The organism is Paenibacillus uliginis N3/975 (assembly GCF_900177425.1).
In the GTDB taxonomy this organism is placed as follows: domain Bacteria; phylum Bacillota; class Bacilli; order Paenibacillales; family Paenibacillaceae; genus Paenibacillus_AQ; species Paenibacillus_AQ uliginis.
Genome location: NZ_LT840184.1, coordinates 2950194 through 2968567, shown reverse-complemented (window position 1 = coordinate 2968567; position 18374 = coordinate 2950194). Strand labels below are relative to the sequence as shown.

At 45.6% G+C, this 18374-nt stretch carries 12 protein-coding genes and 1 pseudogene; 1 reads left to right on the top strand and 12 read right to left on the bottom strand.

The annotated features are described in order from the left end of the window. From B9N86_RS13925 to B9N86_RS13900, 6 genes and pseudogenes are all read right to left on the bottom strand, one after another. Window positions 1–1284, bottom strand: a 1284-nt coding sequence (locus tag B9N86_RS13925; protein ID WP_208919805.1) for a methyl-accepting chemotaxis protein, incomplete at its 3' end; no start/stop codon positions are given. Window positions 1285–1489: 205 nt separating this feature from the next. Further along, complete coding sequence (locus B9N86_RS13920) at window positions 1490–2218, bottom strand: amino acid ABC transporter ATP-binding protein (protein ID WP_208919804.1); 729 nt, start codon at window positions 2216–2218, stop codon at window positions 1490–1492. Beyond that, window positions 2211–3611 (bottom strand): amino acid ABC transporter substrate-binding protein/permease, encoded by a 1401-nt coding sequence (locus tag B9N86_RS13915; RefSeq protein WP_244563143.1) that lies wholly within the window; start codon window positions 3609–3611, stop codon window positions 2211–2213. The genes B9N86_RS13920 and B9N86_RS13915 overlap by 8 nt, the downstream gene beginning before the upstream one ends. A gap of 458 nt (window positions 3612–4069) precedes the next feature. Continuing rightward, window positions 4070–4762, bottom strand: a pseudogene (locus B9N86_RS13910) (class I SAM-dependent methyltransferase); the annotation flags it as partial. 235 nt (window positions 4763–4997) lie between these two features. Then, entirely contained in the window at window positions 4998–5822 is an 825-nt protein-coding gene (locus tag B9N86_RS13905) for a hypothetical protein (protein ID WP_208919802.1), read from the bottom strand. Between the two features lie 85 nt (window positions 5823–5907). Then, window positions 5908–6501, bottom strand: a complete 594-nt coding sequence (locus B9N86_RS13900; RefSeq protein WP_208919801.1) for an RNA polymerase sigma factor — start codon at window positions 6499–6501, stop codon at window positions 5908–5910. Window positions 6502–6605: 104 nt separating this feature from the next. Between B9N86_RS13900 and B9N86_RS30635 the strand changes: the two genes are divergently transcribed. Beyond that, entirely contained in the window at window positions 6606–6761 is a 156-nt protein-coding gene (locus B9N86_RS30635) for a GyrI-like domain-containing protein (RefSeq protein ID WP_208920376.1), read from the top strand. Between the two features lie 128 nt (window positions 6762–6889). Here B9N86_RS30635 and B9N86_RS13890 read toward each other — a convergent pair whose 3' ends face one another. Genes B9N86_RS13890 through B9N86_RS13865 form a run of 6 tightly spaced genes read right to left on the bottom strand, consistent with a single transcriptional unit; the run spans window position 6890 to window position 18359 of the window. Continuing rightward, window positions 6890–8278, bottom strand: coding sequence for a glycosyltransferase family 2 protein (locus B9N86_RS13890; RefSeq protein WP_208919800.1), 1389 nt, complete (start codon window positions 8276–8278; stop codon window positions 6890–6892). 22 nt (window positions 8279–8300) lie between these two features. Beyond that, on the bottom strand, window positions 8301–9389 hold the full coding sequence (locus B9N86_RS13885) for a cysteine peptidase family C39 domain-containing protein (protein ID WP_208919799.1): 1089 nt from the start codon (window positions 9387–9389) through the stop codon (window positions 8301–8303). Window positions 9390–9428: 39 nt separating this feature from the next. Continuing rightward, on the bottom strand, window positions 9429–10571 hold the full coding sequence (locus B9N86_RS13880; RefSeq protein ID WP_208919798.1) for a radical SAM/SPASM domain-containing protein: 1143 nt from the start codon (window positions 10569–10571) through the stop codon (window positions 9429–9431). A gap of 14 nt (window positions 10572–10585) precedes the next feature. Further along, window positions 10586–10855: an acyl carrier protein gene (locus tag B9N86_RS13875; protein WP_208919797.1), complete on the bottom strand. Its 270-nt coding sequence runs from the start codon at window positions 10853–10855 to the stop codon at window positions 10586–10588. A gap of 36 nt (window positions 10856–10891) precedes the next feature. Further along, the gene (locus tag B9N86_RS13870; protein ID WP_208919796.1) at window positions 10892–14323 is read right to left on the bottom strand and encodes a beta-ketoacyl synthase N-terminal-like domain-containing protein; all 3432 of its coding nucleotides are present in this window, start codon (window positions 14321–14323) and stop codon (window positions 10892–10894) included. Next, entirely contained in the window at window positions 14316–18359 is a 4044-nt protein-coding gene (locus B9N86_RS13865; RefSeq protein ID WP_208919795.1) for a type I polyketide synthase, read from the bottom strand. Before B9N86_RS13865 ends, B9N86_RS13870 begins: the two co-directional genes overlap by 8 nt. Between the last annotated feature and the right edge of the window lie 15 nt (window positions 18360–18374).

Genomic DNA, 18374 nt, shown 5'->3' with positions numbered 1-18374 from the left:
TTTAATCTGCATATCACCCATTGTTTCTTCGATTAATGTAAACTGTGAATCCAGATCACCTGTCACGCGCTGCATATTATCAAGATTGCTCGCACTTTCTACCGATCCTTTGGCCACGTCCGACATCGAATGGGCAATTTCTTCACTTGTTGCCTTCGTTTCCTCTGATACTGCACTCAGACTCACCGCCGAATCCGACAATTTCTCGGAGGAATCGACTACTTTAGATAGAACCTCGCGCATTTTTTGAGCCATTTGGTTAAAGTGACTCGTTAATTGCCCAATCTCGTCCTTTGATTTGTACTCCCCTTGAACTGTCAAATCACCATTTGCCATTAACTGTACCCGATTTGTTAGCTGAGTAATTGGTTTAGTAAAGAAACGGGCGACAAAATAAATGATAATGCTTGAAATAACGATGGCACATAAAGTAATAATTATGTTTAATCGCTGAATATTGTAAGCGAGTGTCAACAATTCCTTTTCTTTATATACGACACCGATCTTCCAGCCTGTCAGCTCTAATGTGGTATAGTACAAAATTTTATTCGTGCCACTTTCATTGTACTCAATCTTTCCCGAATCCTTGTTATACATCTTCTCTACATATGGTCTGTTTCTTTGATTTTTGCCATCTGAATCCGGCAGCACCACTGGGTCTCCTTCGGAATCCAGAATGAACCCAAAGCCATTATATCCTACATCGCTCTCATTAATTTGCTTAGAAACATCATCCAGTTCTAAGTCAAACGCGATGACACCCAGGACTTTATTATTATCTACAATAGCTTTAGAGATCGATAATATCATTTTCTGATTCGTAACATCCATATATGGCTGGCTAAATTGTACATTATCCTGATCGTCATTGGCCAGCTTGTACCATGGTCTGATAAGAGGATTATAAGTTGCCTCATATGCTATCGATTCGGAGTCATACATTCTTTTGGCCGAATCACCCATATAAATAGCTGATATTTCCGTATTAATCTTTGTATACAAGTTCATTTCTTTAATCATAGATGGCGTTAGCGAGCCTATGTTTTTAAGAATATCTTTTATTTCTTCTTGCTCACTGAATTGCAGAATATCATTAGCATAATTATCAAGACGCAACTTCGTAATCTGTGACAAAGCCTCCGCTCCATCAATTCCTGTCTTATCCAGATCCTTTTTCAAGCTTTGAGTCATTTGGATGCCGGTCACTAATTGTGAGGTAACCATAGCGGCAATAAGTAATACAGCAAAAATAAGTATGAGCTTGTTCTGTAACTTTTTGAACATGATGAATTCCCCCTAGATAATGTAAGTGTTACAAAACCATTACTGAATAAGTAGAGATATGTTAAAAAATGGCATAATAAAGTCTCTTAAAAAGATTAGCATAATTTAACTATGTATAAAATGTTTTTTTCGAAAAAAAAACCCCTCCAAGTGAAACTTTAGCGCCTTTTAAGCACTTGTTCACTCAGAGAGGATTAATCCGCCGCTACAGCACCTTTTCCAGGAAGCTGATCGTACGCTCATTCTTCGGGTTGCCGAATACTTCCTCCGGCAAGCCTTCCTCGATAATATAGCCGCCGTCCATAAATACGACCCGGTCCGCCACTTCCCGGGCAAAGCCCATCTCATGCGTAACGATAACCATCGTCATCCCTTCACGCGCCAGGTCCTTCATGACGCCGAGCACCTCGCCGACCATTTCGGGGTCAAGCGCAGAAGTCGGCTCATCGAACAGCATTACGTCCGGATTCATCGCCAGCGCGCGGGCAATTGCTACCCGTTGCTTCTGTCCACCTGACAGTTGGCTCGGGAACGCCTCGGCTTTATCCGCCAGGCCAACCCGCTCCAGAAGCCGCAGCGCCGTGGCGCTCGCCTGCTCCGCATTCATTTTGCCCAGCTCCATAGGGGCGAACATGATGTTCTTCAGCACGTTGAAATGCGGAAACAGGTTAAAATGTTGGAACACCATGCCGATATTCTCGCGTGCCTTGTTAATGTCCGTTTTTGAATCGTTTAGGTCCTGATCATCGACGATGACCCGGCCAGCCGTGATTTCCTCCAGCTGGTTAATGCAGCGTAGGAACGTACTTTTCCCTGAACCGGAAGGGCCGATGAGACAGACAACCTCCCCTTCCTTGACCTGCATATCGATTCCTTTCAGCACTTGATTTGTGCCAAAGCTTTTCTGTAATCCCTCAACCCGGATTTTACCCACGACGCACCTTCCCTTCCAGATAACCTGAAATTTTCGTCAAAATCGTGATGACAATCAGATACATGATAGCAACGACAAGCCAGATATCGAACGACGAGAACGTTCTGGCGATAATGATTTTGCCGGATTGCGTCAACTCGACGAGACCGATGGCCGACAGAATCGACGTATCTTTAAGCGTAATGACGAGCTGATTGATGAATGCCGGAATCATGACGCGAACCGCCTGCGGGATAATGATCTTTATCATCGCTTTACGGTAAGGCAAGCCGAGCGAACGCGCCGCTTCCATTTGTCCCCGGTCGACCGACTGAATGCCGCCCCGGATAATTTCCGTCACATAAGCGCCTGCATTCAGGCTGAGCGTCAGAATCGCCGCCAGGAACAGCGGCATCGTGAAGCCGAATGCCTGCGGGATCCCGAAGTAAATAAAGAAGGCGAGGACAATCAGCGGAATGCCGCGGAATACATCGACGAACACGGTCGCAACGCCGCGCAGGAACCGATTCTGTCCCACTTTCATAAATCCGAAAACAAGCCCAAAAATAAAGGCAAAAAACAGTGAAACAATCGTGTACAACAGCGTCTTGCCAAGTCCCTTCAGCAGGGACGGCAGAGACTCCTGAATTAGCTCCCAGCGGCTTTGGTTCGCCGGTCCGGATGCATTCTCACCAAGATATTTCTCAAGAATCCGGTCATACTCACCGCTTGCGCGAAGATTGATCAGGCCGGTATTGAATTTCTCCATAAGCTCCTGATTCATTCCCTTGTTCACCGCAAAGCCATAGGAGCCGCCTTTTTCCTTCTCAGTCACGATTTTCAGACCATTATTCTGGGTTACCCCATAAGCCAGTACTGGATAATCGTCGAAGCAGGCGATGGAATTGCCTGTCTTAACATCATCATACATCTGCGAGGATTCATCGAATGGGACGATCTTGAAGCCGTACTTTGAGGCAATCGATTCAGCGAATCTATAGCCTTCTGTACCGGTCTTTACTGCAACCTTCTTCTCTTTCAAATCTTCATAGCTCTTGACAGTGTCATTGTTCTTGTTGATCGCCATGACCACGCCGGAATCAAAATACGGATCCGATAGATCGAATTTTTGCTTCCGCTCATCAGTGATGCTCATCCCTGCGATCACGCCGTCTACCTGTCCTGACTCCAGCGCCTGAACGGCCGCGTTGAAGCCGAGCGGCTTGATTTGATACTTAAAATTCTGATCCTTAGCGATGGCCTCCATTAGGTCCATATCAATGCCGACGAAATTGCCGTTCGCATCCTGAAATTCAAACGGCGCAAACGTAATGTCGGTACCAATCACATAGGTTTTGCCGGGTTCCGGCTCCGCCGCAGCGCCTCCTGCCCAACCGGACAAACCGGTCACCATGAGTAGCAGCAGCGACATAATAAATAATGATAATTTTCTTGATTTCATGTGTCCTCTCCTTCTTAGTCAACTCCGAAGTTAATTCCATTTACTTTTTCCTTGTGAGGTTTTCTACCACCAGTTATCCTATTTTAACAAAAAATACACCATTTCTAAAAATACAATTTCTAACAGAGCACTAGAAAGCTATTTTACACCTATGGAATGAAGCACAGCAGCAAGCCGGATCGCTGTTATTCTTTACCCAAATAAGCGCTCATCTGCACTAGAATCAAGGGTGGGATTTTCCACCCCTCCTCATCAAATCGGATGTGAGGATTTCCCACACAAGAAAGAAAATTGACTGACTTCTAGTAAGTGGGTCTATCCCCGCGGGAGTCAATTGTTTTCTTGATTTATCAGAATAATTAAAAACCGCTCAATCATCCTATGCATTGAGCGGCAAATTAAATAGAATATTATTTTTTTACAGCATGGATATAATGAATCGTTTCGAATGCAGACAAATAATCCGTTCGATTACTAAAGAAAAGTTCATTTATCTTAGCTGGTGATAAATGTTCATAACTAAGTAAACCTGATTTCTCTAACATATTCTCGATTTCATAATAAGTAAAGCATGATTTCATTGGTTCTCCACTTGCTGAAGCCATTTTCACCATATTTTCAACTCTATTAGACATACCTTTTTCTTCAAAGAGCTTTTCGTCCGCATAATCAAAAACTATAGAACTTCCTGATGGGACTTTGGCAAATAAATTATTTATCAAGCTTGAATTTTCCTCTTTAGTCAAATAATAAGAAACACCCAAAAGGCTAAAGAAAGTTTTTTTATTATCCAACCCTTCATCTATTAGATTTTGATAAGAAAACTTATTGGTGAAGTCCATAGAAACAAAATGAAGATTACTAGGAATTTTATAATTGGCAATCTCCAGCCTTTTCTTTTTAAATTCCTGTGTAGCTGGATAATCAATTTCAAATATTTCTAAGCTGTTTTTCAATTTTGGATGTCGGAAACAAAAAGTATCTAACCCAGCTCCAAGTATTACACACTGTTTTAATCCTAACATAACTTCATTAAGTAATACTTGTTCGCAATACGCAGCACGTGCTAAGGGCGTTGGAGAAAGCTGTACTTGTGTAATCCATTATCTTTTTGTCAATGAAATATTAATTCGAATTCTAATTTTTTTACTCGTCTTGCAGAGTACAAAGCTATTATTTAAAAAAACTCTAATTCAACTAAACGGGATCGTTGTCCCAACCAGCCTGAAACATGCTTATACAAATAGGGAGTGAACACTTTGCCGGTCCCTGCCAAAAGGAAAAACGGGAATCAACCCCAATTAGCTTTGGAGAAGATTCCCGTTGTTTTAATATTTATTATTTCAAATAGCCTTCGGCAATTTTCATCAAAGTTTCTTTGCTTACTTTATTTATGTCTCCCTTTATAGTATAGGCGTATTTTACCTTTTTGTCTGGGCTCTCGTATACCCATTTCAGCTCGTGCCACTGCGAAGGACCAAATTCTGTATGCAGCATTTCTACTCCCTTCACTTGAACCTTCTCCTGCTTAAATTCAACGTTCTCGTCAATATACGTTGTAGGGTTGCTCTTTCCAGTCAGATTAGTGATATCAACCCCGATTTCATCCTCGCCATTTTGATACTTAACATTGAGAATGAAAAACTGATCTGTCATTTCAACCGGCATCATGGCATATCCCTGATTGGATGCCTCCGCCTGTTTTCTCAGTTTTTCCGCCAGCGCCTTTTGTTCTTCCGGAGAAGGTGGATTTACTTCCTGAGCATTTCTAAACATCACTTCCGCTTGTTTGAATGTATAATTTCCATTGACACTGTCTGGAATCTTAACGGATTTATCCGTAATCTTATCTCGCAATTGAGTGAGATTTTGGAATGGAGTCATCTTCGTTCCAAGATCCGTTTGATGATTCGGGTTATTGGCAACCAGATAGAACAGTCCAGCTTCACCGCTCTTTAGCACCTTCTCCTTAAGAGCATAAAATTCTTCGCCATGCTTCCTATCCTCTTTCGATTCTGTTTTTCCATAATCTTTCGTCGATTTAGTCTCATATACGACTTCGCCATCCTTGTTGTTCAAAGAATGATATTGAACTGCCGCATAACCCGTGGAGCCCATTAACATCATCCCTACAAACGCAGTCAAAGCAACTTTATATTTCACAAAAAACCTCTCCTTTTCTTTTGGCTTAGCATGTAGTATTCTCATTACTTTTCCTGTCAAGTCGGCGTCGGGAATGCGCGGGTCATCAAACAGTTTTTTTATATCCCGATCCCTGTCCATATTCATACACTCCCACTCCCTTCACTTGAGCATAATACTTTCGAAATTTTGCAGATGTACGTTCGTATTTTTTACGAAGGCTTGCGCTGTTTTTGCCTAGAATCAAACCGATCTCCTGGTAGCTTTTATCCTCGACACAACGCAAGATTAACAAATTGCGCTCTTCCGCCGATAATTTCGCCATAGCTTGATGTACGGATTCATCAAAATAGTTGGCTTCAATATGCATATCGACTTCATTATTTTCTTTCTCATCCTGGTAAAAGAAAGGCATATATTTCACCAACTTTCGCTTACGGATGATGTCGATGCATTGATGGTAGGCAATCTTGTATACCCAGGCGCCAAAATCTATCTCATGTTGGGTATATTTCTTCAAGGTGCGGAATGTCTTCAAAAATACTTCCTGTGCGTTATCCTCGGCTTCGGCATAATTGCCCAGCATATGATAACAGTAGAGAAAAATCGGTTTTTGATAAACCTCCATAATTTTCTCGAATTTTTCTGTGTTCCCATCCAACACATCTGCAATGATCTGACTTAACTCCGCATCATTCAAGCCGTCTCACCCCCTTTCACTCTATACAACGAACAGCTCGGCCCAAAATGTGACAGCACCAAAAATCACTACAATCTAAATCGGCTTCGCAAGGAGCTTGTTCGATCCGATTCCCTAAACCCAATCCCGTTATTTACTCATTTACTCATAAGGGTTCATTGAATAATTTATCGGATACTTTTCAGTATATATTTGGCACATGGTATCCAAAATCGAGGAAGATGCTCACCGATGGTCCGGAATTTGAAATCTACATTTGATTGTTATGTATCCGACAAGCACTCCTGTAGGCAAATCTTCTTTCATTTATTGTCTACTCTATTGCTTTGTCAAAAAAAAAGAGACTACCAAATGGCAGCCTCTAACGGAAAACTTACATCCTATTCATTTAGACAACGACCGTAACCGCCTTGCCTACTTCGAACACCTTGCAATCGCCGACCTGACGCTCCGTATGAAACATCAACTGGCTGCGTTCAAAGAGCTGCTCCAGCTCCTGTCTGCTGTGCCACGTCCATCCTGCCGTGGTCGCGAGATATGATACATAGCTATTGTTGTATAAAAATACGACTTTCTTACTGATCCGATAAAGCTCCTTCAGCATGATACCAATGAGCGGCTCGCTAAACATTCTGAAGTAATCCGTTACAATGATGACATCAAAGTGCTTGGACGGATAAAGGGTATCCAACCCTAGCAAATAAACAAATTCCTTCTCTGGCCAGGTGCTTTGGTAACGCTGGAGCAATCCTTTATTTTGTAAAAAAACGTGAGACACATTCAAAGCGGAAAGGACAGCATGGCTGTCTGCCCCGATGACTGCTGATCGGTCTACTCCCTGCACATATTCACGATTCAGGAGCTCGATCAAGGAATCACTGTACGCAGGTACATAATAGTGAGTCACCAGCCGATTAAACTTCGCCATGATCAGATCAAAGTGCAAATCTGCTGAATATGGATAAATCTCTGTGTCGAAGGTACGATGCTTCATATGCATTTTCTTACGATTCAAGTAGCTGGACTTGATCTTTTGATCGATATTATCGTCGGAAGGATGAGGCAGATGCAGCGTGCAAATGTCATCCGTTGCATACATCGACGCCCCATGTTTATGAAGCTGATACGCAAAATCAGTATCCTCCGCTCCCCAGCCCTTCAGCGTCTCATCAAAGCCTCCTGCTTGAAGGACGATATCACGAGATGCCGTAACCGCGCCGCCCCATCCCATCGACCATGGTACATCCATCCGATTCAGGTCATGGTCCACCAGCTCAAAATGCGAGGTTCGCATGTCCTCCCAATCGGGATGATACCTGAGCTGCTCACAGACTGCAGCAAGATTAGATGGTTTAATATTTTCGATGACTGACAAATCCTCTTTGTTCGGATCCGTAAACGCACCCATGACATAATGGTACAGCACCATGTTCGTACTATGACCGATCCGATTAACGACGCGCTCGATGAAAAAGTCAGGGATGACAATGCCGCAGTCGAGAAAAACGAGAATGTTGCCACTGCTCTCGCGAATGCCAATGTTGCGAGTCCGTGAACGGCAGGAGTGCTTATCCCGTTCTAGATACAAATATTTTAGATTTTTGATTTGATCTGTATAAGAATCGATTACGTCCTTTACAGGCTGGGTTGACCCATCATCGATAACGACGACCTCAAGCGATATTCCTATATCGATCTGGTTTGCAATGAAATAGAGTGAACGCTCTAACTGCTCCATTTTATTGTACACAGGAATAATGATCGATACGTCCAACATGCTCAATCCCTCCTATCTCTATTTACTTGCGAAGCTCCTCGATTAACTGCGTAATCAATGCTTTTTCTGCAATCAGCATCTCCTCGAGCGAGTTTACAAGCGGATGTAGTATGTTCCTATTTTGACTCATAAAGCCTTTTAGCATGAGATTGCGGTAGGTATAGGCTTGCTTCTCAAGACGCTTAGCTTCGGATAATAATGAAGTCTCTTCTCGGAGGTAACCTAACTGCTGCAGGTACTCAATTCTTGCTACCATCATTTTCTTATGCTCCCATAGAATATGAAGCTGACGAACGTCGAAATTTTGCACTCCTTCGATCACGCGCGTAACGAATTCCTGGAGGTAAGGATAAATCTCAACACCGAAATAGCCTTCCATCGGCTGCTGCTGAATGCGAAGCCGCTCCGTGGAGTTCCTGCCTTCCAAATAATCGCTAAGCACATTAATCATCAGCTGCAAGTCAAAATCAAATCTACCCACTCCGGAGCCGTATTTACTATTTTCATAGTTTGAGGGCTCCATCCTTTTGCATGAGCTGATCAGCGATTGAGTCGATTTACCTTGCGAGGTATAGGCTTGATCAAATTGCTCGAAGGTAACCTCCTGCATCGTAAACTGACGATTCTTATCAAAGATCGCAACATGATAAATCTGCCGATCCAGATCGTAACCATAGATGAAAATGTCATGAACAAAATGGTTCTCCTGATAGCAGATCGAATTGTGGATATAGAATTCATCTACGTACGTTACGACATAATATTCACGTTCTAGCTGTGTAATCAGATATCGATGAATATCTACCCCAAGCTGATCGAGCAGGACTTTATCGGAGTGCTTATACATCAACCATGGCATATTGTTATAAGCAATCATCAAGTCCGGATAGAAATCCAGCCGATACTCCTGCAGATCATTTAAATAATGCTTGGCTATAAACAATTGAATATAACTCGTATGAATCCACGGCTGAGCGTACTCAAATGGCTGAAGGATACCGAGTACATAAGCATGGCCCAAAAAACCATATACCTGCGGTATCTCAAATGGCAGCTTGACGCTTCTCATGGTCTTATCCGTAAGCACGGATTCCATTTCCACGATGTTCATGAGACTGACCTCCATAATCTTGATTACATTTTTGGGGTATTAGTAGGATTCTGGATCAGCAAACATCCGTGTACAGCGATTGCACATCATCAGATTGCTCGTCTTCATGTAGTCACGGAACTTGGTCGCACGTTCGCCCTCCCACATTTCAGCAAATGTGTTCTCATAGATATTTCCATACTTAAAGTCAGGCAAATCCACACACGGGTATACATCGCCTGTGCGGCGGATAATCATCTCATGCCATGGTGCCACGCATTTAGAGCGGCCAAACACATTCTCGATGTCAGTGTAATAATCGTGGATATCAATATAGTGCGAGGAATCAATGCCTTCGTCTGCCCATAACTCCTCTAGCTCCTTTTTCAAAAGCTGGGTATCCATCGGGATCGACTCTTCAACGAAGCCCTGCCATGCTGGTGATACATCGCAATCCAGATCATGCTTCATCTGAGTCGCATAAGCACGTCCTCGTTCTGGTGTGGTGAACAAGAGCGGTGCCAGATTCACAGACAAGTCACGACGTTTTGACCACGGATTGCGAGGATCATGTAGCATAATCTCTGCGTCTTTAAAGCGTTCGCGAAGCGCGCTCATAAATTGCTTAATGCTGAGATAGTTGGACGGAGAAAGCACCATCGTAATATTAATAAAAGGGAACATCTTCTTGCGTCTACGCTTCTCTTCGATCAGCGCGTCAATATTCTCGCAAATCTTCTGGAAGCTGCCTTTTCCACGAATAGCATCATGGAACTCTTCCGGTCCATCAATGGAAATGTTCATGGCCACAATATTTTCCATAATGAACTCAACACGATTTTTAATTAACGAACCATTGGTCAGCAGGTAAATGTTCGCCTTGCGCTTCCGCAAATGCTCGACCAGCTCTGTAAAGTGCTTATACAGCATCGGCTCGCCGCCTGTAATGATGACACCGAGATTTTTGTTCACTGCGGTTACATCATCTAGGAATCTCTTCAGTACATCGATATCGAGCTGTTCACGGATCGCACGTTGCGGCTCTTTCAGCGCCCAGCCAGTCTCCCCCCATATATGGCAGAAGTTACAGCGATAATTACAAAGTTCTGACGGGAATAACGTAAGCTGCTTAATCTCTGGTACTAAATTGTGAACATGCTCTTCTAGAGCCACTCCTCCGAGTCTACCCGCCTTGGTTAGCATAAGTCATCCCCCTCTTATTGTTCTTCGTTCTGGTTCAGGCTGATGTAGTTCATAATTTGATTGATCGTACTAAAATTACGGAAATCGAGGTCCTCATCGCTCCATGACACCCCAAACTCCATCTCAGTTGCAATAACAAGTTTGATGAAGGTTAAGGAATTAATGCCAAGCGATGACAAATCATCATCAGGATCGCATTGTTCTAGCAAGTTTGGATCATCAACGTTGTCTTTCAGCAAGTCCATTACTCTCTTTTTCAGTTCGTCCTTCGTTTCTATTGTCATCTTCGTTTCCTCCTAAATGGTTGGTTCGTATATGGATTAAATAAGTTGTAGCTCGTGAAAAAGTTGGGATAGGAACTGCTGCTCCGTGGCGAGCAATCGCTCCAATCTCGCTTGAATAGCCTCGATTCGTGCCCCCTGATACACAGGGGCATAGAAGAAGCGGACGATTCCTTTTCGAATTGTTTCCCAATACTCTACGCATTCGCGATGAGTCACAAGAAGCGAAGCATCCTCCCCATATAGAGCCGTTAATCGATATCCCTCCACCTGCTTCGCATTGAGAATTTGATTAAGCGTTTCAATCATTGACTCGGCATGCTGCTTCAAGCTGGCTTCGTTAGAGCTGGCATCGATGAACCACGCTGCAAATTGTTGAAGCACATCCATGCTTTCTTGCAGACGATGACGGTTATACGTCAGATTACTCTCGAATCGCTGCTTCAATTCGTTAAGCTCAGGCTCCCGGTGTGGAGCATTCGGATAGTGTTGAATGATATAATAAGCAGCCCGGTGCTCTAGCTGTTGATAGTACGTCCCATAGCCTATGCAGGCACGGACGAGATCATCAAATGCGATCAAGCAAGGCTTGTATGATAGATTTTCTCGTCTGTCATGCTCGATGATATGGAACATTTGAGTCCCCTCATCAAATCCGTACACCAGTAAGGTGTGATCCACATGCTGCTTCTGATAGGCGTCGCTTCGGAATGGAATCTCGTAGCAGTCGACCCACACGATAACAGGATTTCCTTGGCTGATGCATTGGATGATCTCGCTTTTGATATCCCCAAAATCATACTGGGTTTGGACGGACAGATTCATTTCTGTAAAGATCGTTTCCTGCGGTTCTACCTCTTCATAACGCAGCTCATAACCCTGAGCTTCCTCCGTATCGGTACGGTGATATAGGAGTAAATCGTTAACGAGATACGGCAGTATGCTGCCCCCAAAGTGCTTGACCACTGGGAAAAAGGAGTTGTAAAAGCAATTGCGATAGTAGAGATCATTAAATGGCTCGATATTTGGAAGAATGGCCGATTCACTGGAAGTATGAGATTCGATAGACACACTAGAGTCATTCAAAGTAAGAGAATCAGCAGAACTCCCAGAGCTGCTGGTTTCATGGGAGTTTCCAGATTCACTAGACTGCTGCTCTAGATAAGCGGCTGCCTCGCGAATCGTCGAGTACCGATACAATAGCTCGGAAGCAAACAGAATCCCAGCTTGCTCCAGCTCAACCTCAACGCGTATCGTGAGAATTGAGTTCCCTCCAAGCTCAAAGAAATCATCATCAATATCGATTTCCTTGACACCAAGTAAATCTCCCCAGAGTGCCGCTAATCGTATTTCGGTTGACGTAAAGTTTTCGTCTGCTCTGCCTTTTAGAATTGGCACATGCTCTGCAGCACTACTTTTCAGGTTTGCTGAAAGCTTCATGTCCGTTTCTTTGTTTGATTCAACTACAGTCGGCATCGACCGAGCCATATAAGTATTAGCCGATGGATCAATCCAGCATCGCGACGGTTCAAAGCTGTACACAGGGAGATGCAGCTTCGAGTGCTGCTGCCCCTCGTATATTACCTCCCAATTCACGTCCGCTCCTTGGACATAGAACTGGGCGAGCTGTTCAAGCAGGTGCTTGTCCAAACCTCCATCTGAATCAGCTTGCTGAATCAGCTCATTTGCCGCCTCACTTCGGGCCTTGAGTTCATCCAATGTCCATTCCCCGCGCTGTCGCTTCTCTCTTCGGCCACTTGCAATTCGATACTCGTTGTAAAAAACTCCTTTTTCTGCTGTTTCTTCAAGCTGCTGCTCTAAGCCCACTTCTAATAATGCGTACAGCTTATCCATTAGGCTCGGAATACCACTCGCAATGATTGCCAATCTGCAGCTATAATGTCCTCGCCCAGTATGGGCTGTATAGCATAGGTCTGAAAAGCTTCCTTCAAGCTCAGGCAGCTCGCGGATATAAGCTTGAATTAGTCGCTCTAATGCTGACCTGCTCTTAGCTGACAGGACCATCAGCTGATCACCATGATGCGTATCTGCTTGGGCTGCATCTGGTATCCCTAATGGGGATTCCTCAAGCACAAGATGACAGTTTGTGCCGCTGAAGCCGAATGAGCTTACTCCGCATCTTCTAGGGATCTCTTCGCTCCTCTCCCAAGGCTTCAAGCGATCATTGACATAGAGCGGGGAGTTCTCAAAGGGAATATTTCGATTCGGTCTCGCAAAATGCAGGGTCGGCGGCAGCTTCTTATACTTGAGTGCTGCGATTGCCTTCACAAGTCCGGCAACCCCTGAAGCTGCATCCAAGTGTCCTACATTGGTCTTGACGGACCCGATGGCACAGAACTGTTTGCGATTCGTGTAGTGACGGAATGCCCGGCGAATTCCGTCAACTTCAATCGGATCTCCAAGCTTCGTTCCTGTACCGTGAGCCTCGATATAGCCTATTGTTTCCGGATGAATGCCCGCATCCTTCCAAGCTCGCATGAGGAGCTTCTCCTGCGAGGCAGCATTAGGTGCGGTCAGTCCTACGGATGTACCGTCCTGGTTCATGGCGCTACCCCGAATGACAGCATGAATAGGGTCTTTGTCTCGAATAGCTTGGCTTAGCGGCTTCAGCAGCAAAGCGACCGTTCCTTCCCCCCAGACCGTGCCATCAGAGCTGTCGTCGAATGCGCTCGTTTTACGATTGGAAGATTCGATGCCAATCTCGAACAATCCATCCACTGGCATAAGACATACCTTCACTCCACCCGCAATGGCCATCTCGCATTCCGTATTCCTAAGCGCCATGCAGGCGAGATGGACCGCAACGAGCGAGGAGGAACAAGCCGTATCAACCAGCAATGCTGGACCTTGCAAATCCAGCAAATAAGCAATCCTACCAGCGATGATGGAAGGCGTGTTCCCTGTGCTTGCCATCGGAATCTGCGATGGCTGATTCTTTGTAATGTACTGACCATATACAGGCCAATCAGCATACCCGATATAGACGCCTGTTCTACTGCCTTGGATACGTCTACCTCCATAACCCCCATCCTCAATAGCCTCCCAGGCGGTCTGTAAAAATAGCCGCTGATTCGGGTCCATTAAGGCTGCTTCTTTTGGAGATAAATTGAAAAAAGCATAATCAAACTTGTCGATATCCTGCATGAAGCCGCCATGACTAAAGTGAATGCTGTCCTCTTCAAGCTGGGTAAAGGTACGGATAAAGCCTAAGCTATCCTGCTGTCGTTCTTCCGAAAGAGGTCCGATGAAGTCACGACCCTGCTCGAGGTTGTTCCAGAACTGATGGATGTTATCCGCTCCAGGCATTTTTAAAGAAAGTCCAATGATCGCAATATCCTTACTCTCATTTGGCTGCTGCTCCTTAAGCGTTCGAAGCAACTGCATCGCTGCCTTCTCATCCAATTGCCCTTTAGCAACTTGCTCAAAGATTTGACTCGCTAGTTTATCCATTTGCTACCTCCATCCCGCGATAAAGATCAACCGCATTCTCGATGGATAATTCGCCTCGCTTTACTCGCTCAAACATCGCGAATATCGCTTCATTAAAGGAGTTCGCCTCGATCGATTCCAACGTAGTTTCACCCGTTTCTTCCGTATCGGAAACAACATCATATAGGTGATCGGTTATCCGAGCGATGGTTGGATAAGAGAACATATCCGCTACTGTAGTCAGCCCAGGAAACTCCTCATCGATATAGTGATGCACTCTCGTGATAAGGATGGAGTCTCCACCGATCTCGAAGAAATTTGCATGAACGTCCAATTCCTCATAGCCAAGCACTTGCTTCCATGCCTCGGCCACCGCTTCTTCGATCTCACTATGCGTGGTAGGCCATTTATTTGGAGCTGCAAAAGTTCCATTATTCGCAGTACCTGCTGAACGTCTATGATCTGCCTTCGCATGAGTCTTATCGGTTGTTATGGATCGAGTTAGAGCCTGTTGAACCTGCTCGGATTGACGGAATGGCAGCAGCTCCCCTAATACAAACAGGTGGCTGCCACGATTCCATCTCCCGACAATAGCCTGTCTTACGGGAGCAGCTTCAGAAGCCTGAAGAAGCTCTTGGAACGCTCGTATTCCATCCTCCTGAGACATGAGACAGAACATCTCCTTCGATTCGTCTACCTCATCTGCCTCATCCTTCTCGGTCTCCTTCCAAGCCGGCCAATTGATGGTCAAGGTTCGTAAGCCAAAACGGTTTCGATAAGCTGAATATCCATCCAAATATGCATTGCCTGCCGTGTACGGACCTGAGCCGATTCCGCCTACCAGCGTAATCGCAGACGAGTAGAGGACTAAGAAGTCCGGTTTATCCTGCCGCGTTAAATGATCCAGCAGCCACGTACCTGTCGTCTTGGACGCAATGACGGATCGCAGCTCTTCTGCCGACAATCGGCTCATCAGATTTCCTTCGGAAACTCCGGCAGCATGCACGATCCCTGCAATTCGTCCATGACGCTGCCGCAGAGACGTGATTGCCTTACTCAGCTGCTCTTTATTGGACACATCCGCCTGAATGACTTCAATCTGCGCCCCGGCATCCTCCATCTCACGAATGGCACGTATCGCACGAACGATCTTCTTATCCTGATCCGCATGCTCTAGGTCAGGCCATTGATCTCTGGGCGGAAGTGCCGTTCTGCCCATTAAAGCAAGGCGGATGTTACCTTTCGACTCTTTTACAAAGTGCGAAACGATCAGCAGTCCGATGCTGCCAAGTCCTCCTGTAATGAGGTATGTACCGTTTATATCTTGGGAACGGATGAAGAACGGCTGAAGAGAACTTGATACTTCTTCTTCCAGCCTCAGCACATCAACGCACTCTACATATCGCTTTCCTTGGCGATAAGCCGTCCAATACTCTGTCGTCTCTACTTCAAGCTCAGAGCATACGCTCTCTACCAGATCCGACTGCTCATCCACATCAATCCACCGGATTTTTAGATTCGGATTCTCCCAGCCGGCAGCTTTGCTCAGCCCGATCATGGCAAATTGCTCAGGACGTACTCTTGGCTGCTCAGCCGTAACTTCATCCGCGTAGGAAGTAACAAGCGTCACAGCTATTGATTCATGACCATCCCGACGTGCTAGCGCATGAATCAGACGATAGAGCCGATATATCGACTGCTCCAATTGCTGTTCATGCTTCTCCAAGGTCTCATCTTCATTACCAAAGGCAGCAAACCGTAGATCAACGATAAGAAGAGATCGGTCACCTAATGAGTTGAATGAATCGAATGCATCATGCAGCAGTCGCTCATAATCCTCCATCTCGTCGCGAACGATATACTTCGTCACATCGACTACCTTAAAGCTGTCACCCATAGCAGCCTCAATAACCTTCGATCCAACTGCTTTCCATCGTCGTACGAAAGGACTGCTATCCTGATGATCTTCTGTTAAGATGAGAATCGTCTCACAGCCGTGGCTTTTTCGACCAATCTGTGGTAACGGCTCAGGGAGCCATCTCCGTTGATGATAGAAAGCACTTTGATCTTGATCTTGATTATGACTTTCATTCCTTGCTGCTTCGTAAGCATCATTGCGCTTGGCCGAGGTATGACGAGCTCTACCTTTTGATGTATGATCGGTCAGATTCACCCAGCACCGATACCGATCAAACGGATAAGTCGGAAAGCTTAGACGTCTTCTACGCTCTTGCCGATACAGGCGCTCCCATGGAATGCTCACTCCTTGCACATAAAGCCTGCCTAGCTCTGCACAAAGCATGCGATCCATCCTATCAGAGGAGAAGTAAGTAGCAAACACAACTTCAGCTGCAGAACGAATCGCTTCAAGCTGCGATTGCAAGCGATCAATCGAATCCGCATATAAGGAGCTATTCGATTCTCCTTGTGATCGATCTTGCATGCCCTTGAATCCAGCCGTCTTAAAGCTTCTTAATTCGTCTACAACCTCATCCACACTTTTGGCTGCAATCGCGATCCGATAGCGGTAATGCCCTCTACCTGTGCCCAATGTGTAGCACAGATCCCCAAAATCAATGGATGGACGATGCATCAGATAATCAAGGCTTGCATCCACATAAGTCTCTAATGCAGACACTGTCTGCGCAGACAAGACGAACAGTCGATATTCGTCATGCTGAGGCTTCATCCATGAGCGTTCCACTGGAGCCTCCTCCAAGATGACATGGCAGTTGGTGCCGCTGATGCCGAAGGAGCTTACTCCACATCTACGAGGATGTGGTCCGCTCTTCCATTCCATCAGTTTATCGTTCACATATACAGGAGATTCCGCAAAATCAATCACCCGATTCGGTCGATCAAAATGTAGCGTCGGATAGATGCATTTGTTTTTTAGCGATAGAACGGCTTTGAGCAGGCCTGCGATACCCGCTGTATTATCCAAATGACCAATGTTGCTTTTGAGCGCCCCGATTGCACAAAATTGCCGCTTGTCCGTAAAGCGTCGGAACGCCCGCTTTAGCCCCTCAACTTCGATGGGATCTCCAAGCTTTGTACCGGTGCCATGGGTCTCGATATATCCAATTGTCTCAGGATCGATACCCGCTCTCTTCCATGCATCTGCAATCACTGCCTCCTGTGCCTCTGCATTAGGAGCAGTAATGCCAACGGATCCACCATCCTGATTCAGCGCACTCGACTTAATCACGGCATAAATATGATCACGCGATTCAATGGCTTGCTCGAGTGGCTTCAGCATCATCGCAACAACGCCTTCGCCAGTCCCTGTCCCGTCGGCACGATCATCAAAGGTTCTCGCCCGCGAAGTGGAGGATTCAATGCCAACCTCATACTCCCGGATCGGGATCAGGTGAAGCTGAGTTCCGCCTACGATCGCGGAGTCACACTCTCCATTGCGTATCGCCTGGCACGCCAGGTGAACGGCCACGAGCGAGGAGGAGCATGTCGAATCGACGATGAAACTCGGCCCTCGAAGATCCATCAAATACGACAAGCGGCTAGCGATGATCGGGCGTACATTTCCCGCCATGGACATGGAGACAGCCTCCGGCTCCACCTGACGAATCAGCTTCAAGTAGTCTGCATCAGAGCCATAGCCAACATAGACGCCTGTAGGGCTTCCTCCAAGCTTGCCGCCGCCATAGCCCGCATCCTCGATTGCACGCCAGGCCGTCTCTAGAAATAATCGTTGGTTGGGGTCCAGTAAGCTCGCTTCTCGCGGCGATAGCTTAAAGAAGGAATAATCAAATTTATCAATTTCATCGAGATAAGCAGCCTCGCCATAGGCTAAATCCTCCGGCTCAAGCCCCATCTGCTTGAAATACAAATCTGTATCCTGCTTACGCAGTGAAGGGATCGGTCTAACACAATCCCGTCCTGTCTTCAGATTGTTAGCAAATTGCTCAACCGTATCTGCAAGCGGCAGCTTCACCGCAATGCCGACAATCGCGATATCCTGACTCGATGTTCGATCAAAGGCAACATCCTCAAGCTCAGCTATAGACTTGCGATTTAATTTGATTGACTGAAAATCCACCCTGATCACCTCCAT